Here is a 21,696-nt window from a genome sequence, read left to right as displayed (position 1 = left end):
CCTGTGATTGAATTATAAACCTAGATTGATACCCACAGTGAATGATTTAGCATCCGGGAATTCATTAGGATTATTCTCTGGGTTATAGGATTTGTAGTTCGTAGATGTCCAAAGGTTAGTCCCTGTAAAATACAGACGCAGACTACTTAAATTCGCTTTACTAATCAACGACTTCGGCAGCGTGTAGCCTACAGACAGGGTACGCAACCTAAAGTAAGAAGCATCCGAAACGCTCAAGACACCGATATTTGCGGGCGCCATATCAAAATTAGGACGCGGAAATTCGTTGGACGGACGTTCTGGTGTCCAGTAATCCACCTTTATACCATTGCGCACAGACTGGAAGGTACCTCCTTGATTAAAATCGCTCAGATAAGGATTTCTTTTTATCGCGCCTTTCACACGGTAGAAATCAGCGAGCAAGTCAAAACCTTTGTAGGAGAAAGTCGTCGCAAAAGATCCAATCCAATCGGGTTGCATCTTATAACGCACCTTATCTCCATCATTGATGATACCGTCGCCATTAATATCTTTGATACGGATAGCACCAGCCGTCAATGAAGCTGGCGTTTGGAAGTTTGGCGTGTTCGCTTGCGCGGATGCTTTAGCTTCCTCATCCGTTTGGAAAATCCCATCAAAAGCATAGGAGTTAATCACCGAAATTGGGCTACCAATAAATCTGCTATTGTTCTCATCATCGCGTGGTCTGCCTTGCGCATCTACCAATCCTGTTTTCACAATTTGGTTTTTATTCTTAGCGAAGGTAGCGTTGATTGACCATTTGAAATCTTGGTTACGAATAATAGCGTAGTTTACGATAGCTTCAATACCTGAGTTTTTAGACTCTCCACCATTAGCAATAGTACTCGTAAAACCAGTCAATGGATTAACCGGTACGGTCAACAATAAATCACGCGTACGTGTGGTGTAGTAATCTACCGACCCTGTAATACGGTTTTCCAATAAACCGAAGTCTAAACCAGCATTGAAGGTAGTCGATGTTTCCCAGGTGATACCAGGGTTAGGCAACTGACTACCCGGTAAACTTCCCCCCACGATGTTACCATTGAACACATAATTGTGTACGTTCACCAAACCTAAAGTTTGGTATGGGCTCAATGCCTGATTACCTACAGAACCATAACTTACCCGTGCCTTCAATTCATTAATGGCAGTTAAAGGTTTTAAAAACTCTTCTTGGTGAATCTTCCACGCCAAGGATGCGGCAGGGAAAAATGACCACTTATCATTAGCGGAGAATACAGAAGCACCGTCTTGTCTCGCTGTTACTGTCAATAGGTATTTATCCATTAAGCTGTAGCGTACACGTCCCATGTAGGACAATAAACGACGGCGATCATCGGTACGTAAGGTTCTAAAATTCAAGGCTGAGCTGATACCTTTATAGCCGAGCAAATCATTCGGGAAATTATTCGCCTGTGTACTTGTCAAGGAGTTATCAATCTGGTTGATAGATTGTACTGCGGTGATATCAATGTCATGAATATCATTGATATTCAACTTGTAGGTTAAGATATTCTCAATTAAGTATTCTTGGCGTTTCAAATCAGAAACCATGGCTTTACCATTAACACTCCCCATTCCCTCTTGATGCAAACGTGTACGATAAGAGCCTTCATCAATATTCTTGTTGCTAAATAAAGTATTGATTTTATACGTTAGGTTATCTAAGATTTTGTAGTTAGCGACCAAGTTGATGTTGTAGAAATTTGTCTTCACATCATTGCTTGATTCACGAATGCTCCATAATGGATTGATCGTACTACTGCTGGCATTTACACCTGCTACATTATTTACCAAGTTGCCGTTCAAATCATAAGGACCTGTAAACGGGTTGATGGTGATAAAATCTAAGCCTGTAGACTCCTTTTTCTGCTGGTCTAATGCTGTATTTAGGTTGGCCTCGATACTGATTTTTTCGTTGACTTTATGGTTCAAATTCAAGCGGAAGTTACCACGTTTGTAACCCGATGAAGGAATCAAGCCGGATTGGTCGAAATAGTTTAAACTACTGAACACTTTGGTTTGTGCTGTTCCGCCATTGATACTTACCGTACTGCTGCTGATGGTACCATTTTTCAAGACCGCATCTTCCCAGTTGGCAAAGTTCCCAGCTTTATAATTTATATATTCTGGCGAGTTTTCGCCGCCGAAGTTGTCAGCATCTTTCGGTAAAAACACCCCATTATTGCTTGTACGCTTTGCCTCACGGCGGAATTGAGCAAATTCCTCAGGCGAATAGAGGTCGAAGTTTTTCGTCAGCTTTTGCTGCGTCAAGTAGGTACTTGCTGCAATGGTGGTCTTTCCTTCTTTTCCTTTTTTTGAGGTGATTAACACGACACCGTTGGAGGCACGCGCCCCATAGATAGCTTGTGAAGAAGCGTCTTTAAGAATCTCAATAGAAGCAATATCATCCGGATTCACATCGTTGATATTCTCGATAGGAAAACCATCCAAGACAATCAAAGGCTCATTACTTCCAGAAATAGAACGCTGCCCGCGGATTAAAATATTGGACCTTCCCCCAGGTCTTGCCGACCCCAAGGAAACGGATACACCGGCAGCCTGCCCACGGAGCATCTCCGACACGTTGGTCGTCGGAATAGCTTTTGCCGTATTGACGTTAATCGTAGACACGGCACCTGTCACATCACTACGTTTCTGTGTACCATAACCGACAACCACTACTTCACTCAATGCTTGACTATCTACGACTAAAGATGCATTGATTGTCGACTGGCTACCGATTGGTAGTTCTTGCTTTAGATAACCGATGAAGGAGAAGCTTAAGGCTTTAGTACCATCTGGAATAGGTAATTCATAAAAACCATTCAGGTCAGACATGGTACCTGCTGTAGTACCTATAGCGACAACATTTACGCCACGTAAGGGCTTTCCTGTTTCATCAACTACTTTCCCTTTGATGGTGCGCACCTGCTTTTCTAAGAGCTGGTTTTCTGTATCTGCACTAATGGATCGAGCATATAGGATTACCTTATTTTCATATACCTTGAAATCAATACCGTAGGGTCTCAAGGTATTTTTCAAGAAAAAGGATAAAGATTGATTTTCTAGTTTAGAAGTCAGTTTTCTATTGGCATCAATCGCCGTCGGGCTATATACAAACTCAATATTATACCGTGTAGAGATACTCTTCAGGGCACTTTTCAAGGTATTGTTTTCTGCCGTAAGGCTGATTTTAGCATCTAATACGGCCTGGCCATTGGCGGGGCTCGCTATTACTGTATTACCTAAGGCAAGCAGTAAAATTTGTGCAAGGGAAATTCTCATCACGGTCTTTGAATCGACAATAATTCGCTTTTTTTTCATAAATTCGGTTTTTGTTCGTTTTGCTTAATTCGGACATATTCTTGCCGGCAGTCTCGTACACTGTCGGCATATTTTTTCTAATTGGATGCTACTTTTTCACATAGGCCATCTATTTAAAGTTTATATAAACAAATCACAATCAACACCCTTCTCCCTCAATAATTATAGTCGACTCTTGAATGGAGAACTTTGCTCCCATCGTCGCGCAAAGCAGGGTTAATTTCTTAAACAAATCTTCATCGTTTAAATCGCCGGTGAATGTACACTGCTGTAGTTTCGGATTTTTAAGAATAATACGAACGCCATACATACCTTCCAATGCGTTTACTACTTGACTTAAAGGCGTATCGTTAAATGTAAAGCTATACTGCGTTGCATGGCTTTCCATATCTACGGCCATTGGTTTGGGTTTATCTACTAATGCTTCTTCAAAATCGCCTGCTTTTACATTGTAAGCTAAGCGCTTATTAGGTGTAAGGATAATCGCCTCATCCACATGTTTAGCCGTTGAAAAAATGGTATTCCTTGGGCGTACCCATACACGCCCTGTATTGACTTCAATAAAATTTTCACTTATCTCGGGAGCCGACACGACCATAAAACTGGTTCCCAGCACCTGCACATCATTATGGTAATTATGTACGATGAAAGGTTTTTCTTTATTTTTTGCTACCTGAAAAAAGGCCTTTCCTTTCAGGAATACTTCCCGACTATCGCCTTTAAAATCTTTCGGGAAGCTCAGGCTCGCTCCTGGATACAATTGTATATGCGTACCATCGCTCAAATGTAATTCTTGAATTTCTGAACTTGTATTTTCCTTCTCCTGCGGTTTTCCTTCCACCAAGCGATATGTCAGTGGTACAAGATTGGTTTTCTCATAGTAGACCCAAGAAAGGCTAAGCAGGACGAGTGCCGCTGCTGCGACTTTATAAAATAGAGTAAAAGATTTTTTCTTTGGTTTTTCTAGGCTATGCTTCGCCACCCGCTCCCAAATACGGGTGCCCGTCGCTTCCAGCTCTGTGCCTTGTGGCGCAGCCTGCTGTTGCATCTCCATAATATCTAAGCTATCGTACCAGCGTTGGAGAAGCGCTTCTTCCTCTTCCGAACACTGTCCATCTAGGTATTTCTGTAGTAATTTTTTGTATCCTTCCGTATCCATTTACCTATTGTTTCTATAGGTAAGTAAAGCAAAGAAGGTTTACCCCTAAAGAGAATTTAAGAAAAAATAAAAAAAGATAACCACATAGTCTTTTAAGTGGCGGCGAAGGATTTTCAAAGATTGGGTAATATGATATTCTACAGCCTTTTCACTGATTTGAAAAGCCTGTGCTATTTCTTTATTGCTACGACGCTCAAAGCGACTTAGTTTAAAGATATCTCGAGTTTTTGGTGGCAATAGCGCAATACCTGACTCTAGCCTTGCATTTAGTTCTTTCAGGTTATAAGTAGTTTCTATAGATGCATTATGCATAGCGCATTGCTGCTCATGTTGCCTATACTTCTCTTGAACCAATTGATTTTTTATGTAATTAACGACAGCATAGCGCACCGCTGTGGCCAAATAAGATTTAAGATTATCTATATTTCGCTTATATCTATTTTCCCATAAGTCAATAAAAATATTCTGGACAATCTCCTCTGCTACCGCTGTAATCCCTGTTTTTTGTAGAGCAATACCGAACATGAGTGACCAATGCCGATCATAAATTGCTTTAAAAGCAGATTCATCATCGTGCCTCAGCTGTTCGAGAAGCTCTTGATCAAAATACATAGGAATTGGCGTCAAAATTTATCCAAATTAAATAAACAAGTTGGATTTATCAAGAGCACCTGGAAGAATCAACGTGACAATCCCACAAACAACATAGCATACAAACATAAGTCCCCAATACATTCTCCTACAAAAAAAAGAAAGTAGGATTAAGAAAATGCTAAGAAGATTTTAAGTTTAGCTACCATTTTATGGTTTTACAAAACGATAATCTAAGCTATTATTTCTACAAATGGGAAAGCACATGCAGACAAGAACCCTAACAGATTTTAAAATAACCAGTTACTCAAACCCCTTTGCACCAATACTATCAGGCACTTCTTTCTTATCGTATATATTTATTCCTTTTTGCACAGGAAATGCTACGCCCAAGCCCTCCAGTCTACGTTTTAAGGCGTGCACCTTTTGCTTACGTTCGTCAGTGCCTTTGTTCATCTCAATTTCATCCTGTACATTATAAGCCACAGACCAACCTGCATTATCTTCTGCCGTATAGTCTGCGCCATGATCTAAAAGATAATTAACGATATCCCATAGCGATATATCAGCAGCTGCAAGTATAGGCGTCCTATTTTCACTTCCTTTTATATTGATATCAGCGCCCTTATCCAATAAATAGTCTATTAGTTTTAGTTTTCTTTTATCATCAGCGCTTACCATACACGCAATTAATGCAGGATTTACTCTTGAATCGTTTATCTTGGCACCATACTTTAGCAATAGCTTAACATCAGCTAAATCGAAAAAGGAATAAGATCGGGCAATAAAACTTAAAGGTAGTTCGTCAGAGATAGTATTTTTCCATATCGGATCATTCGTACTATCAATTTCTGGATTTATTAGATTAGAATCTGCTCCATTTTCTAACAAAATTTCTACCATATCCATTTGTCCGGCATAAAGCGCATATAGTAGAAACGTAATATTTTGTTTTCCTAGCTTATTAATATCAAAGCCGGGCTCTTTGATGTAATTCTTCAACATCCTTCTATCATTGTCATAAATAGCTTCAGCTATTTTTAAATCTTTACCATCAAAAAATCTTTCTGGAGGGAACCTGCTATCTGGCATATTGCAACTGTTTAACGTGAATAATAGTGTGGTTAATAAAACAATAAATCTCATAGTTATTTAAGTATTAAAAGGAGCATACTTTGCTATGTATAAACGCTACAATAACGTATTACATCTAATTTTTATAGTATTCACGTTTTGGTAAAAGTGTACATATAGCTTCGCGATAATTAACAAAAGAATTAAAGGAGGAGAAATAAGCACGATAAGAGAAAGCTTACAGTTATTCTATTTTCTTTGTATCAAGACTATCAGGCACTTCTTTCTTATCGTATATATTTATTCCTTTTTGCACAGGAAATGCTACGCCCAAGCCCTCCAGTCTACGTTTTAAGGCGTGCACCTTTTGCTTACGTTCGTCAGTGCCTTTATTCATCTCAATTTCATCCTGCACATTATATGCCACAGACCAACCAGAATTACTTACAGCTCTATAGTCTGCGCCATGATCTAAAAGATAATTAACGATATCCCAAAGCGATATATCAGCAGCTGCAATTATAGGTGTTCTATTTTCTCGCCCTTTAATATTGATATCGGCTCCCTTATCTAATAAATAGTCTATTAGTTTTAGTTTTCTTTTATTATTTCCACTTGACATACAAGCAATTAATGCAGGATTTACTCTTGAATCGTTTATCTTGGCACCATACTTAAGCAGCAGCTTAACATCAGCTAAATCGAAAGCATAATAAGATCGGGCAACAAAACTTAAAGGTAAATCGTTAGAAATAGTATTAATCCATATCGAATTCTTAGTGCTAACAATTTCTGGATTTAACAAATTAGGGTCAGCTCCATTTTCCAACAGAATTTCTACCATATCCATTTGCTTAGCACGTAGCGCATATAACAGAAACGTAATATTTTGCTTTCCTAGCTTATTGATATCAAAACCGGGCTCTTTGATATAATTTTTCAACATCCTTCTATCATTGTCGTAAATAGCTTCAGCTATTTTTAAATCTTGACCATCAAAAAATCTTTCTGGAGGGAACCTGCTATCTGCCATATTGCAACTGTTTAACGTAAATAATAGTGTGGTTAATAAAACAATAAATCTCATAGTTATATAAGTATTAAAAGGAGCTTAATCAGCTTCTTTTTTAAAACCTCCTGAAATATCCATAACATTTTCAGTACTGCTTTGCATGTATGAATACCCCTTTGTTTTGAATATCATTTCGTGTCGGTGATTACTTTGATGTTTGGGCTTTCTTTTTCTTCATTTTTCAGTACTTCTACCAAAGGGGGAATAGAATGTGCTTTTAGCGGATCTAATCGATTGACATCAGTATCTAAACCTAGTCGCTGTCCTACTGCTTGAGGTATCGCACCATCTAGTTTGATAACTGCATTGGTGAGCTTACCGACGAAACCTCCACTTTTTAATAGGACCGCCCCCATCAAGGCTCTATTATCCTGAAGCATACTCAAGGGATCATCATCCGAACCGATAGCTTGAATATGTTTGGTATCTTCAAGACCAAGATTGTTAGATTTTAATGTTCTCTCATGCAAACCTGCAGCATTAAATGTGTATGTCGGAAATCCCGTTTCCGCACCTGCCAGAGCAGCCTCTGCTCCTCCCTTAGAATGACCAGCAATAATCGTTTTATTGGCTGGAAGATATTCCTTAATCAACTTTGCTAATTCATATGTTTTTTGATACTGTTCACTTGTTAATCCAAATGCTTGTTGCACATTTGTTCCCCAGTCGGCCATCTTCGCTGGTTGTGTGCCTCTAAATATTACTGCATAGGAACCGTCTGGTCCTCGATAAAGTTTGGCAAAAAAATTAGAGCCTTCATCTTGCCAGAGCATTTCATCTTTTAATCCAACGGGATATTCATCATCAGGCACAGCACGCCAAGAATCAGCTAAACCAGCCCCATTGTCATATAAATGATCACATAGCATAGTCATATCTATCGCCATTTTAATATTCGTTTTAACGATAGTGATTATTCCTCCCAAGAGACAAGGTAGCGTAGCATTTTCCAGTAAGGCTTGCTTCCGCTGAAAATACACTTTATCATGCAGCATTGTCCAATCATTTGGTTTGGTCAATAAGCTACAAATGCAAGGCATAAATGATAGCGCCGTACCGGTAACAGCTCCAGCCAAAACTCCTGTACCTATTGCAGCAGAGGCTGCCAACACCCCTACAAACGCACCTCCTGTTAAGACGGTGATCGCAATAATGGCTGCAGCAATAACAGCTCCAATAAAGGCTGCAGCCATAACCATCTTAAGACAATTAAAGTTCTCTCCTGTAGAATCAAGCTCTGTTGCTGCTAGTTTACCATGCATGTACACGGTAGTTTGGCTATCTACTTTCAGCTTTTGCATCATTTTGCCCTCTGAACAGACAAGCCATGCGCCCTCGGTTACATATTTTTGACTCATAATATTTCTCCTTTTTCCATTAATAAAATATTCACCTCACAAGTGTATATAAATTCTGAGCTTGCTTCCTCAATAATAGTCGCCTTCGAGCTTTGCAAAAGACCTGTTTTCCGACTATAAATGCTGGTCGCATCGTACTGAAAGTTATAATTAAACGGAGCATCCAAGAATTTCTTAAACTCCTTATTATACTTCCTCATTAAGTTTATACTTCCATAGTCGTAATGTTTACAATGGTGTTTGACTACCCAATCTTTTACCCCCGAATCTTCGTCAATTTTCAATTTTACTTTATTATACAATATCGCTCCACTATTTACTACAGACGAAAAAGTCAAGTTTTCTTTTAGTGTATTATCAGGATGTACATCATAAACAGGGGCAAAGAATATAAAATGGAGTAAAGAACTATTTAACACGCTTTTTAACTGACGGAAATCATTCGTACATTTTTCAATAATTGCTTTCTCTTCTGGCGACATCTCTTCTTTTGAGGCTATATAGTCCACCTTTAAAGCATGCCATTTTTCCAATATTTCATTTTGGTTTTGTACTTCGTTTATCCTTCCATTTACGTTTAGCAATAAGACTAGCTTTTCTAGCGGTATATTCGTTATCTTCAGAAAATCAGTTGTCTTTTCGATGGCGGCAATATTATCTTGCTCTACCTTAACCACTTCTAGCGAAACCAACCACTCTTTATAGTCTACCTCCTCAATAACGGAGTATTTCCAAATGTAATGGGTAGATGTAGAAAGGATATTCTTATCCTTAAATACTAGATTTCCAGTTAGGTCAATCTTATAGTATTGTGGTTCGGCCGTATGTATTAATCCTAGCATCGCAGTTTTCTTTATGTTTTTCAATACCTTGTGGATCTCAGCTCACACATCCACTAACTCAAATTACTGACTATCTGCTTGATAAATAAACTTATTCAAACTTTATTAGGGTAGTTTTCTTCAACAAAACGAGTCTACCACAAGGAATTATAATCTTTACTTACCGTAAATACCCCTCCATTGTCCACAAGAGCATTTTTTGTTTGTGAAAAATAAAAACGGACTAAAATGTAGGTTTTGGTTTTTTCCGTTTATTGAGCATAACTTCATAGGCAAGAAAACCAAGGATCTAAAGAAAATAGCTATTTAAGCTCCTCCACTGTCGTCAGATAATTAAGAAAAGACAGTTCCTGTTATTTTAAAATTTAAGGCTATTTTTCAAGAACAAAATGCTAGGAAGATTTTAAGTTTAGCTACCTTTGTGTGTTTTTACAAAGCGATAAGCTAAGCTATTGCTTCCACAAACAGGAAGCATCAACCAGAATTACAAAGATTTAAAGAAATTAAAAATCAAGTAATAGCCTCTTTGCTTAGTGCGTACAAACAATAATAAAGTAAAATAGCATACAGGAATTAATCAATAATCTACTATATTTGTAGATTAAAATAAAGCAGCCCTAAACTTCATCTACGAAAATAATACAAGGCGATAGAAGCTAACGATTAAGGCTGATTTAAGCGCGAGATATGATCAGATTGGAAGGCATCCAAAAGAAATTTTATAAACGAAAAGCAGAGATTCATGCGCTTAAGGGTGTTGACCTCCCTATTGAGCAAGGTGATATTTATGGCATTATCGGTTACTCCGGTTCAGGCAAAAGTACGCTAGTACGTACCATCAACCTACTTGAGCGTCCTACACAGGGCAAGGTGTGGTACAAAGGTGAAGACATAACAACCTTCTCGGAGAGCCAACTGATTCCATACCGCCGTAAGATGGGTATGATTTTCCAACAGTTTAACCTGTTATCATCGTCAACCGTATTCAAAAACATTGCTTATCCCTTAGAGCTAGCGGGTATACCCAAAGATGCCATTAAAAATAAAGTTGACAGCCTTCTGAAACTCGTAGACTTAAGCGAGAAGAAAGACGAATATCCAGTAAACTTATCTGGAGGGCAAAAACAACGTGTCGCTATAGCGCGAGCTTTGGCTACCGACCCTGAAGTGTTGCTATGTGACGAAGCCACTAGCGCCTTAGACCCTAAAACAACACGTTCAATTTTAAGTTTGTTGAAACGTATCAATCTCGAACTAGGTATCACCATTGTACTCATCACGCATGAGATGGACGTGGTACGATCCATTTGTAATAAGGTGGCTGTTATCTCTGACGGCCTTATCGTTGAAAAAAACACAGTGGTTGAGCTATTTGAAAACCCACAGTCGGAGATAACCAAAGAGCTCCTTAACCCTTCTGTTTTAGTTTAACACCAAGCGCATGTCTGAATCAACATTACTATTACTAGGAAAAGGCGTTTGGGAAACACTTTTCATGACCTTCACCTCGGGATTTTTCAGCCTCCTACTGGGCCTTCCGATTGGCATTTTATTATTTATCACCCGTGAGGGGCAATTACTAGAAAGCAAAACGCTGAATAAAACGATAGCTTTCTTCGTGAATATCTTCCGTTCGATTCCTTTTATCATCCTTATTGTATGGATGATACCTTTCACACGCATCGTGGCAGGAACCTCTATTGGTTTATATGCTGCTATTGTGCCACTTAGTATTGGTGCCGCACCTTTTGTTGCTCGCCTAGTCGAAAACAGCCTATTAGAAGTGCCTTACGGCGTGATTGAAGCAGCGCGTGCTATGGGCTCTAACGTATTCCAGATTATCACTAAAGTGTTAATCCCGGAGGCTTTGCCTTCGCTGATTAACAATGTATCTTTGACGTTAATCACCTTAGTGGGTTACTCAGCAATGGGTGGTGCTGTGGGTGCTGGCGGACTTGGTCATATTGGCTATCAATATGGTTATGTTGGGTATGATGCCTTGATGATGAACTCCGTACTCATCTTACTGATAGGCATTGTCTTTGCTATACAGTTTGCTGGCGACCGACTTTCGAAACATTTTGATCACAGAAAATAAATAAAATCTTCTTAAACTATGAATACATCTTTTTTAAAACGCATAGGCAGCGTCGCCCTACTGGCGATATTGGTTTCTTGCGGATCATCGAATAAAAACACAAATATCCTACACGTTGGCGTGCAAAGTGGGCCTGAGCTTAAATTGGCAGAAGCAGCACAGAAAGTAGCGAAAGAGAAATTCAACTTAGATGTAGACCTTATCACCTTCACAGACTATGTGATGCCCAATGAGGCCTTAAACCAAGGCGATATCGACATCAACGTATTCCAAACAAGACCTTATCTTGCGGAGCAATCCAAAAATAGAGGTTATCAATTGGAGGTCGTGGGTAATACATTTATCTATCCGATGGCCGGTTATTCGAAAAAGATTAAAAGCATTCAAGAGTTAAAAAAGGATGATACTATTGTTATTCCAAACGACCCAACAAACCTTGGTCGTGCCTTATTGCTATTGCAAGAGGTCGGTTTAATCAAGCTTAAAGCTGATGTCGGTTTGTTACCTACCCAATTGGATATTGTAGAGAATAAAATCCCAGTGAAGATTTTAGAGCTTGAGGCTCCTCAAATTCCACGTACGCTGGACGACAACAAAGTATCTGTCGCAATTATCAACAACAACTTTGCGGCATCCAACAACCTAATCGCAAAAAGAGACGGTATCTTCGTAGAGAATGAGAAATCACCATACGTGAATATCATCGTAAGCCGCAAGGATAATAAAAATGATGAAAAAGTGCAGCAATTCTTAAAAGCTTACCAATCAGAAGAAGTGGAAAAAGCAGCTGAAGAGGCATTTAAAGGTGGCGCTGTAAAAGGCTGGTAACCGACCATAAAGCATATAAAACGCCCTGTTTTCGATGAAAAACAGGGCGTTTTTTGTGTCAAAAGATATACAGCAGCTTGTCAGCCTATCTAATTTTCAATTTTCACTAAATAATCTCCTCCTAAGCCTTTTACATAAACACAGTTAGAAAACCCTTTTGATTTAAAACGTCGAAGATATTCATCTGGCTCTCGGTCGTAATACAAATATCGACAAACATCCTCGAAGAGGACCCCAGCGTCAGGGATAATAATGGACATCCCATAAAAGTATTTCCAAAATTTTAAGATTAACTCTGCACTACCAAATTTAAACTCATATTTAAAGGCATAAGAAAACCTGTTCTCATCTATGTGTATTATATTGTAGGTATTTTCATTCGTGAAAATATGTTCTAGTTCTCTTTCTATACGATTAAGTTCTGTATTCTCGGTCAAATCCTCTTTTCTAAAGAAGGTAAAAAACATGGTTTGTCCACATTTGAACTCCTTATTCCAAAAGTTCTTAAATGTAGTTACACTATTACCATCATATACAAGATAGTTATCTGCTTTTTTAGGTATTATGCGCATAACTTAGTTATTACTCTTCTACATTATTAAAATTACCCACTTATAAAAACTTGTCAACTTCACCAACATTAATCAAGACACTCTTATCCTTTCTGAGTTCTTCATACGCTTGAATAATAAAATCAGACTTATCTCTATAATAAAATCATGATAAAAAGATATGCATCAAACAAAAAGACATTCTACAAGAACAATCTTTTCCCGTGTTACTAATTTCTTCATACGATCTTACAGCCTGCAATCTACATGATACCTGCAGGCATTATAAACATGGCGAAAGCTGTTAATACCAAAAGTATTACGCTAAAACCGAAATAAAGAGCATATATCCCTGCATATTGACGTGCCAATCGTGCGCTAAAAACGGCTGTAATTAGCAAACTCAAGAGCATAACCCAATTCCATACTTCGATATATAAACCCACAGCTTTAACATCTTCAAACCAAGTATAAGCTAAATCATTTCGGCAGGTAATCGTTAACAAAAACAAAAGTAAACCGAAGCCTAAATTAAATATATAATACCCACTTTTACTTATCATTGGTTCCTCTTGTTAATTATTTGGCAATAATTCTAAAATTAAATAATAAAAAATAAAACTGCCTTAAGAATTTAGAATTATTGAAACGGATTAATATAGGATTAGGTATTACCATGATAATCTTCATACGTAGGATGGATTTTGTACAGATTCAATGCGATAGACTAGATGTGATTTTTTATAGCCTTATCGTGAAGAAAAAAAATTGGTCAAGCTATTTGAAAACATACAATAGAAGATTATCAAATAGCTCTTTACCTCCTTCTTTTTGGAATCAATACCAAGCGCATGTGGGAATTAACTTTACTTTGATATCTTAGAAAGCTTCCCAACCGTTGAAAAAAGGGCATTTTTTAGACCAAAGAAAGATTAATCTAAAACATTATATAAAAACAATTAAACACTGATATACAAAAAACTATATATATTAAAAAATAAAAAAAACCAACAAACGTCATTACTAAACACCTATAAAAATTGGCACATCAACTATTGCCATTTATAAAGCATATTGTTATATTTAGTAACTGTTTGAAAAATTAGAAGTCTATAAGGAACAGTTATCAACCTACGTACACTTCTGCACACCATAAAATTTACCGATTACAACAAAACGGACGACGACAGGTCTTCCATTATCGGATTATGGATGAATTAGACAGTAATATTCACTATTTAACAAGAAAACTATGGAAAGACGCACGTTTATAGGAAGTACAGTCTTGGCAATGGCTGCTAGTACTAGCCTTGTCAAAGCAAAGGAAAAAGAGAATAATAAAACGGTTCTAAAAAGCGGACTGATTCTTCACTCCGTGTACTTCTGGTTACGCAAGGATCTTACAGAGGCGGAAAAAAAAGATTTCCTGAACTACTTTGAAGTCCTTAAAAAAATACCGGAAGTAAAATCTATAAACTATGGCGTCCCCGCCCAAACCGAGAAAAGAGAAGTCGTAGATCACTCCTATTCCTACAACTTACTGTTGACGTTTGAAAATCTTGCAGATATCTCCGTTTACGGGAACCATCCAGAACATATCAAGGGAGCTCAACAATACCAAAAATATTGGGAGCGGGTTGAAGTAAAAGATACAATACTACTTTAAAATTGCGTCATATAGCTTAACCCTATTGCTTTTGACTGGTAATAGGGCATTAAAACTGCATTGCTCGGTTTATTTTTCTTACGAAAAAGCGAACTAGCTACTGGATAAGCTAGGTAGGCCAATTCTGTAGATAGAATGCCTACTCCTGCCCCAGCCACTACGTCTGTCACCCAATGTTTGTTATTGATGACACGATAAACTCCCGTAAAAACTGCAAATGGATAGCCCGAAAGGCTCCATAAAAGATTCCTGTCGTGGTATTCACGAAACATAAAATGTGCCGTCGAAAAAGCTGTGGCAGCATGGCCCGAGGGAAAAGATTTATAGTTAGACCCATCTGGGCGCATTTCTCCGATCCAGTTTTTCGATGGTGTCACGATGGCGGTAGCTATCAGCTGACTCGACGCATAGATGAACGTACGATATTTAAAATCATGCTTCCCTTTTATACCTGCAGCATTCAGGCCATACACCATTACCGCAGGAAAATATTGCGTATAGTTATCCCAGGTTGTTCTTTTGGCTTGTACATGCAGGACTTCAGTCATGGTGCTTCGGTCCAGCTCCTTCAAGGCTGGAATGGCAAAACTTGTGGCTCCAGCCGTTATCAGCCCTATAGGAACAATCAATTTCGGATAGCGAACAGGATGTTTATCGTTACAGTAGGATACGGAGTCGATTGTGGCTTGTGGTTTTAGTTGTGCCTGAATAAATTAACCCTTCAAACAGACGAGATAGAAGAACAAGAGAAAACTGATTTTGAGCATAAGCAAATTGCTAGAGTTTCATGATGGAGAGAAAAGCTTAGGTATAGCTAAACGGCTTCACCATGTAAGTTTTTAGAAAAAAACACAGCGCACAGGTTTTTTAATAATCCGTATGCGCTGTGTATAGAAAAATAAAGACTAGTAAAACAAACTGTTAATGCTCATGACCGCCTGTATTACTTAATTTAGCATTAATAAAGAAAGCTCCTTTGGTGACAATCTTGACATCTTTAGCCAGCGCAACGACTGAAGTAATGGCTGTATAACCCATTTCAGAAACACCCTTCGCTACTTCTATTTTTTCAAAATTCATTTTGCTTTCCGTTTCCTTATGTTCAGCATTATGATCATGCTTTTCGCCAGGCTTATGCTCATGTGCCTCTTCTCCATGTTCAGCATCTGGTTCTTTTTCCGTGTGTACAAATATGTAGAACTTACCATCGGCCTCAACAATAGCCGTATTAGGCACCGTCGGTGACAGTACATTATCTACACTTACCATTCCGGTGATATTCATGCCATCAATAAGCCCCGCCTTATTACCAATAACGGAACAATGAACAGCTACCGACTTGCTGTCATTCTCGAAGGAAGAACCTATGTTAAATACTTTGGCCGTGTATACAACTTGCGGATTATTGGTAATCGTAAAATTAACCTGCTGTCCGACTTTCATGTAGGGTAAATCTTTCTCGAAAACCTGTAAGTCTACATGCAGAAGGCTATTATCAACAATCTCCACGACAGGCGATGAGACATCTACATAACTACCAATTTTTGCAAATTCATTGGTAACCACACCTTGAATAGGGCTAACAACCAATAGGGCCGATTTTAAATTGCCAGAGCTTATTGAATTGGGATTGATACCCATCAGCTGAATTTGCTTCTGCAAGGATGCTCTACGTGATAATAAAGCATTCAAATCGGCCGTAGCGGCCTGCAAATTTTTCAATGCTCCCGCATTGCCTTGATTAAGCTCTTTTTGTCGCTGCAACTCCTGTTGTCCTAGCGTAATACGGCTATCCATAGTCAAGTATTCCTCCTGCAATTGTATAAATTGAGGATTCTCAATCGTCGCGACAACCTGCCCTTTACGAACAAAATCACCCAATTGTACATTCAAACTTTTTATAACCCCACCATACAATGAGGTTACATTAGCCTTATTATTATTGGGCACCCGCAAGGCACCATTTGCTTTAATCGTTGCTGTCAGGTTTTTATCCTCTATATGTCCTAACGTGATCCCTACAGCCTTCATTTGCTCCGTTGTCAAGGAGGCAATGGTACCTTCTTTTTCTTCATCATGACCGTGTCCATCATCTTTGGCAGCTTCAGTCTTGACCTCCGTCGCACCGTCCTTTGCTTTTCCGCCGCAGCTATACAAAGACAATAGTACAACCGCTATACCTAATATTTTGCTTATGCTTTTCATGTTATCTTATTTGTTATTGAAGTAATTGAACTGGATTGCCGAATGGTTATACTGATTTAAAACATCTAAGTAGTTTTGACGAATACCAATGGCCTGATTCAAGAACTGACTTAGTTCTGCAAAGTTTATTTCTCCTGTTCTGTAGCTCAAACTCGCCGCGCTGATAATCTCCTCGGCTTGTCGCAAGCCTGCTGTTTCATAGAAATTCAATAAAGAGAAGTTTTTATCTATTTCTGCGATAGCAGAGAGCCTTTGATTTTGCAAAACTTGCGTTTCATAATCCAATGTTTTCTCCTGCACCTCTTTTTCAGCTACGGCGACTTTCACCTTATTACGGTAAGCACTTAAGCCAAACAAAGGAAAAGAAGCGGTCACCGAAACGCCTGTAAATGGATCTTTAGCTCCCCATAGACGTTGACTGAATACGCGTCCTGAAAACTCAGGCTTATTTCCATTTCTCTGCACGTCAATATTAGAAGCTGCTACTTGTATATTTTGCTCTTGTAAGGCGATTAGAGGGTGTACCCCTCCATTTTCCAACAAAGCAACCTCCAGCTTCTTCAATGGCTCAACGGCCGGTAGCAACCATTCGTTTTGATTCAACAGCATCATAAGCTGCTGTTGCTGAATAGTCATTTCCTTTTTATTTTGCTCAATGAAAGCCTGCAGTTCGCGCAGCTTAGCTTCCGCTGCTACTTGATCAAGCTTAGCCACGTCCCCTGTACGTAGACGCACTTCCGTTGTATTCAAAAGCAATGTGTAGATGCTATCCAAACGATGGAATAGGGTCTGTTTATCCTGCAGATACCACAACTGATAGTAAGCAGTGCGGACATCCCTTTTTATTACTGCTTGCAGCACATTCGTATTGAGCTCTACAGATTTCAACTGTTCTTTAAAATAGTTTTTACGTGCCGTATACAAACCCGGCCAAGCAATATCTTGCGAAACGCCGACTTTCAAAACTCCCCGTGTATCCGAAGGACGAAAGTCTTCGTTCTCCGCGAAAATACCGGTCTTAGGGATTTCATTAGCCGTTTTAACCGTGTATGAAGCCGTCCGTATTTGTGCTGCGTTAACATCAAATTGCAAATTGCTAGATAAGGCTTTTTCTATAGCTTGGTCAACAGATATACGTTGCTGCCCATACGCCGTAGATAGCCCCGCGAACACAAAAAAGATAATTACAGAAGTTGTCTTCAACATAGTTTTCCCTTTTAAGTTAATTTTTGAACTAAAAATAATGTACAATAAAGGCAAGACGAATAAGGTCAGGAATGTAGCCGTAATCAATCCACCAATAACCACTGTAGCCAATGGTTTTTGTACCTCGGCACCCGCGCTCGAACTTATAGCCATTGGCAAAAAGCCTAACGATGCTACCATAGCGGTCATCAATACCGGACGAAGACGTGTCAGCGTACCTTCCTTGACGCGCTCTAGTACATCGGTAACACCTTCTTTTTTCAATTGGTTAAACGTACCTATCAACACAATGCCATTCAGCACAGCGACACCAAACAAGGCAATAAAACCGATACCCGCACTAATACTAAAAGGCATACCACGTAGCATCAAGGCGAAGACACCACCGATAGCACTCATCGGAATAGCCGTAAAAATTAAGGTCGCCTGCTTAAAGGAGTGGAACGTAAAATAGAGCAGCATATAGATAAGCAACAGCGAAACAGGCACAGCAATCATCAAGCGATCGCTTGCCTTTTTAAGGTTCTCAAATTGCCCTCCGTAGGTGAAATAATAACCTGGAGGGAGTTTTACCTTAGCCGTAAGCTGCTTCTGAATATCTTCTACCACCGACTGCACATCGCGACCATCAACGTTAAAGCCGATAACGATACGTCGTTTTCCAGCCTCTCGGCTGATTTGTGCCGGGCCCAATTTATAATTAATTGTTGCTACTTGCGAGAGCGGAATCTGCAACCCCGCCGCCGTTGGAATCATCAGATTGCTCACATCATCAATACTGCTGCGATGTGTGCTATCTAAACGAACCACCAAATCAAAACGTCGTTCATTTTCATATACCTGACCGGCACTTTTTCCGGCGAAAGCCGTGCTTACCACATCGTTTACATCTTGAATACTTAATCCGTAGTTTGCTATACGTGTGCGATCATACTCTATATTAATTTGCGGTAAACCACCCACACGCTCCACTTGTGGAGGTGTTGAACCTGGCACTGCTTGAATTACCGCAGCCACTTCTTGTGCATAAGCAGCTAGCGTATCGATATTTTCACCAAAAATCTTAACCGCTACATCTTGTCGTATCCCCGTCATCAGCTCGTTGAAACGCATCTGAATAGGCTGATTTTTCTCAAAAAACACCCCTGGTATGACTTCCAGTTTTTCCATCATCTCATCGGCCAATTCGGTATAGCTACGACCAGAGGTCCACTCCGATTGTGGCTTTAACACGACCATCAAATCGGTTGCCTCCGGTGGCATCGGATCAGTAGGTACCTCGGCGGCCCCTGTCTTACCGACGACCATTTTCACTTCGTCAAAACCTTTGATAATGCGTGATGCTTGCATCGATGTTTCCAAACTTTGATTCAAGGAGCTTCCTTGTGGAAGAATACAGTGGAACGCATAGTCACCTTCCTGCAATTGCGGGATAAACTCTCCCCCCATACGGGAGAAAAAGAATAAACTAACGGCAAACAGGCCCACTGCTGCTGCAACAACAATATATTTAATGCGTATTGCTTTCTGCAATAACGGTTGATAAACCACCTGCAGTTTATCCATCATGCGGTCGCTAAAGTTCTTTTTATGATGAGGCTCTTTAGAAAGGAATAAAGCACACATCATTGGTATGTACGTCAAAGAAAGGATTAAGGCCCCAAATATGGCAAAACCTACTGTTTGTGCCATCGGACGGAACATTTTTCCTTCAACACCAACAAGCGTCAAAATTGGAATGTATACAATCAAGATAATGATTTCACCAAAAGCAGCACTCGTCCGTATTTTGGACGCCGATACAAAGACCTCTTCATCCATTTCCTCCTGCGTGAGCTTATTCACCGATTTGCGCAAGCCTAAGTGATGCATCGTCGCTTCGACGACAATCACGGCCCCATCGACAATTAATCCAAAGTCGATTGCCCCCAAGCTCATCAAATTGGCGCTTACCCCAAATACATTCATCATGCCTAAAGCAAAAAGTAATGCTAGCGGAATAGCTGAGGCAACGATTAAACCAGCACGCATGTTACCTAGAAACAAAACCAAGACGAAAATCACAATCAATGCTCCTTCGATCAGGTTTTTCTCTACCGTACGTATTGCACGATCGACTAAATCTGTACGGTCTAAATAAGGCTCAATGGTCACATCATCGGGCAATGATTTCTCAATGGTAGGCAGTTTGTCTTTAATACGCTTAACCACTTCATTACTGTTCTCTCCTTTCAACATCATGACAACCCCACCTACGGCATCGACCTCACCATTGTAGGTTAAGGCACCATAACGAACGGCGCTACCGAACTGCACTGTAGCTACGTCACGCACATAAATAGGTACGGAGCCTGTACTTTTAACGACAATATTGTTGACATCTTCCAGCGAGGTAACCAAGCCAATACCACGAATAAAATAGGCGTTTGGCTTCTTGTCAATATAAGCACCTCCTGTATTTTGGTTGTTCTTCTCTAAAGCGGTGAAAATATCGGGTATACTTACCCCCATTGCTCGTAGACGATCAGGGTTTACCGCTACTTCATATTGTTTTAGCTTACCACCGAAGCTATTCACCTCCGCAATACCTGGTGTGCCATACAACTGTCTAGCCACAATCCAGTCCTGCATCGTGCGCAAGTCTTTAGCATTGTACTTGCCTTCACTACCTTTCTTAGGGTGTATAATATACTGATACACTTCCCCCAAACCTGTGCTGACAGGTGCCATCTCTGGTACCCCTACGCCATCAGGAATCTGATCAACAGCCTCTTTCAGGCGCTCATTAATCAGCTGCCGAGCGAAATAAATATCGACATCTTCCTCAAAAACTACTGTAATTACGGATAAACCGAAACGTGAAATACTACGTATCTCCTCAATGCGGGGAACATTGGCAATACTTTGCTCAATAGGGAAAGTAACCAACTGTTCGACTTCTTGGCCAGCCAATGTTGGGCAAGAAGTGAAAATTTGAACCTGATTGTTGGTGATATCAGGAACGGCATCTATGGGTAATTTTGTGGCACTCCAGGCCCCCCATATGATTAGCAACAAGGTCATCAAACCAATGATAATCTTGTTCTGTATACTGAATTTAATAATACGATCTAACACAATATATCTGTTAATTAACGTCTAATAAAGAATAGGAAACACCTCCTTCGTCGAAAGCGAAAAAGGGAATATCGATACGATATAGGTATAGCAGAAGTCACTTGAGCCCAGCATAAAATGCTATACTCCACTTCAAGGCACAGGTTTTCCCTAGTCCATTAGCCTATACGTTCGAAAAAAATTAGACGTTAAATTTTGGCGGTTGCCAGATGCTTCCCGAGTAATTGGAAACAGCGAAGTATTTCTTTACCCTTTGTTTATTGCTACCAAACTCCTGTAGCGGTATGCTAAACTCCGGTAAATTAATCTTTAACATAGCAATAGTAACACTACAGCATGCACATGCACAAAAAGGAGAACAATAGTCTTCCGTATCGTGGCTATGGCTTAAAGCATTTGTATTTTCGATGCTATCATTATGTATAACGACGCTATCACTACACGGAACTCCAAAAAGAGTTACGAGATAAATAAGTAATATGCCTGTTATCCATTTCATTATAAAAGTAAAATTAAGAATAATCTGGTTAATAACATAGAATCAATCTTTTTTTATTGCTTTCTTTTATTTTCTTACA

Annotated in this window: 17 protein-coding genes; 4 read left to right on the top strand and 13 right to left on the bottom strand. The window is 39.5% G+C overall.

Going from position 1 to position 21,696, the window contains the following annotated elements; genetic code table 11:
* Nucleotides 1–12 precede the first annotated feature (12 nt).
* The 7 genes from WH223_RS14680 to WH223_RS14650 all read right to left on the bottom strand — a co-directional run bounded on the left by WH223_RS14680 (nucleotide 13) and on the right by WH223_RS14650 (nucleotide 9,447).
* Nucleotides 13–3,351 carry a SusC/RagA family TonB-linked outer membrane protein gene (locus WH223_RS14680; RefSeq protein WP_340048504.1) on the bottom strand — a complete coding sequence of 1,113 codons (3,339 nt, stop codon included), beginning with the start codon at nucleotides 3,349–3,351 and terminating at the stop codon, nucleotides 13–15.
* Nucleotides 3,352–3,490: 139 nt separating this feature from the next.
* A complete protein-coding gene (locus WH223_RS14675) occupies nucleotides 3,491–4,510 on the bottom strand; it encodes a FecR family protein (protein WP_340048503.1) in 1,020 nt (339 codons plus the stop codon).
* Between the two features lie 45 nt (nucleotides 4,511–4,555).
* Nucleotides 4,556–5,122 (bottom strand): RNA polymerase sigma-70 factor, encoded by a 567-nt coding sequence (locus WH223_RS14670; protein ID WP_340048502.1) that lies wholly within the window; start codon nucleotides 5,120–5,122, stop codon nucleotides 4,556–4,558.
* Between the two features lie 282 nt (nucleotides 5,123–5,404).
* On the bottom strand, nucleotides 5,405–6,193 hold the full coding sequence (locus tag WH223_RS14665; RefSeq protein ID WP_340048501.1) for an ankyrin repeat domain-containing protein: 789 nt from the start codon (nucleotides 6,191–6,193) through the stop codon (nucleotides 5,405–5,407).
* A gap of 226 nt (nucleotides 6,194–6,419) precedes the next feature.
* Complete coding sequence (locus WH223_RS14660; RefSeq protein ID WP_340048500.1) at nucleotides 6,420–7,262, bottom strand: ankyrin repeat domain-containing protein; 843 nt, start codon at nucleotides 7,260–7,262, stop codon at nucleotides 6,420–6,422.
* 113 nt (nucleotides 7,263–7,375) lie between these two features.
* Nucleotides 7,376–8,605, bottom strand: a complete 1,230-nt coding sequence (locus WH223_RS14655; RefSeq protein WP_340048499.1) for a PAAR-like protein — start codon at nucleotides 8,603–8,605, stop codon at nucleotides 7,376–7,378.
* Nucleotides 8,602–9,447: a hypothetical protein gene (locus tag WH223_RS14650; protein ID WP_340048498.1), complete on the bottom strand. Its 846-nt coding sequence runs from the start codon at nucleotides 9,445–9,447 to the stop codon at nucleotides 8,602–8,604. The genes WH223_RS14655 and WH223_RS14650 overlap by 4 nt, the downstream gene beginning before the upstream one ends.
* A gap of 687 nt (nucleotides 9,448–10,134) precedes the next feature.
* On the opposite strand from WH223_RS14650, the gene WH223_RS14645 reads away from it, so the two are divergent.
* The 3 genes from WH223_RS14645 to metQ are packed head-to-tail and all read left to right on the top strand — an operon-like array spanning nucleotide 10,135 to nucleotide 12,373.
* On the top strand, nucleotides 10,135–10,878 hold the full coding sequence (locus WH223_RS14645; RefSeq protein ID WP_340048497.1) for a methionine ABC transporter ATP-binding protein: 744 nt from the start codon (nucleotides 10,135–10,137) through the stop codon (nucleotides 10,876–10,878).
* Between the two features lie 10 nt (nucleotides 10,879–10,888).
* Entirely contained in the window at nucleotides 10,889–11,545 is a 657-nt protein-coding gene (gene metI, locus WH223_RS14640) for a methionine ABC transporter permease MetI (RefSeq protein WP_340048496.1), read from the top strand.
* An 18-nt stretch (nucleotides 11,546–11,563) separates the two neighbouring features.
* Nucleotides 11,564–12,373, top strand: coding sequence for a methionine ABC transporter substrate-binding lipoprotein MetQ (gene metQ, locus WH223_RS14635; protein ID WP_340048495.1), 810 nt, complete (start codon nucleotides 11,564–11,566; stop codon nucleotides 12,371–12,373).
* Nucleotides 12,374–12,462: 89 nt separating this feature from the next.
* On the opposite strand, the gene WH223_RS14630 is transcribed toward metQ, so the two are convergent.
* The gene (locus tag WH223_RS14630; protein WP_340048494.1) at nucleotides 12,463–12,945 is read right to left on the bottom strand and encodes a hypothetical protein; all 483 of its coding nucleotides are present in this window, start codon (nucleotides 12,943–12,945) and stop codon (nucleotides 12,463–12,465) included.
* A gap of 242 nt (nucleotides 12,946–13,187) precedes the next feature.
* Nucleotides 13,188–13,487, bottom strand: a complete 300-nt coding sequence (locus WH223_RS14625) for a hypothetical protein (protein ID WP_340048493.1) — start codon at nucleotides 13,485–13,487, stop codon at nucleotides 13,188–13,190.
* Between the two features lie 689 nt (nucleotides 13,488–14,176).
* Here WH223_RS14625 and WH223_RS14620 point away from each other — a divergent pair.
* Complete coding sequence (locus WH223_RS14620; protein WP_340048492.1) at nucleotides 14,177–14,590, top strand: Dabb family protein; 414 nt, start codon at nucleotides 14,177–14,179, stop codon at nucleotides 14,588–14,590.
* Here WH223_RS14620 and WH223_RS14615 read toward each other — a convergent pair.
* The 4 genes from WH223_RS14615 to WH223_RS14600 all read right to left on the bottom strand — a co-directional run bounded on the left by WH223_RS14615 (nucleotide 14,587) and on the right by WH223_RS14600 (nucleotide 21,617).
* Nucleotides 14,587–15,219, bottom strand: a complete 633-nt coding sequence (locus WH223_RS14615; protein WP_340048491.1) for a phosphatase PAP2 family protein — start codon at nucleotides 15,217–15,219, stop codon at nucleotides 14,587–14,589. The two genes, WH223_RS14620 and WH223_RS14615, sit on opposite strands and share 4 nt — an antisense overlap.
* A 292-nt stretch (nucleotides 15,220–15,511) precedes the next feature.
* Complete coding sequence (locus tag WH223_RS14610) at nucleotides 15,512–16,795, bottom strand: efflux RND transporter periplasmic adaptor subunit (RefSeq protein WP_340048490.1); 1,284 nt, start codon at nucleotides 16,793–16,795, stop codon at nucleotides 15,512–15,514.
* Nucleotides 16,796–16,801: 6 nt separating this feature from the next.
* Nucleotides 16,802–21,118, bottom strand: a complete 4,317-nt coding sequence (locus WH223_RS14605; protein ID WP_340048489.1) for a CusA/CzcA family heavy metal efflux RND transporter — start codon at nucleotides 21,116–21,118, stop codon at nucleotides 16,802–16,804.
* Between the two features lie 181 nt (nucleotides 21,119–21,299).
* A complete protein-coding gene (locus tag WH223_RS14600) occupies nucleotides 21,300–21,617 on the bottom strand; it encodes a DUF6660 family protein (protein ID WP_340048488.1) in 318 nt (105 codons plus the stop codon).
* Between the last annotated feature and the right edge of the window lie 79 nt (nucleotides 21,618–21,696).

This window comes from Sphingobacterium sp. MYb382, assembly GCF_037572665.1.
GTDB lineage: Bacteria > Bacteroidota > Bacteroidia > Sphingobacteriales > Sphingobacteriaceae > Sphingobacterium.
This window is presented reverse-complemented; position numbering and strand designations above follow the sequence as displayed.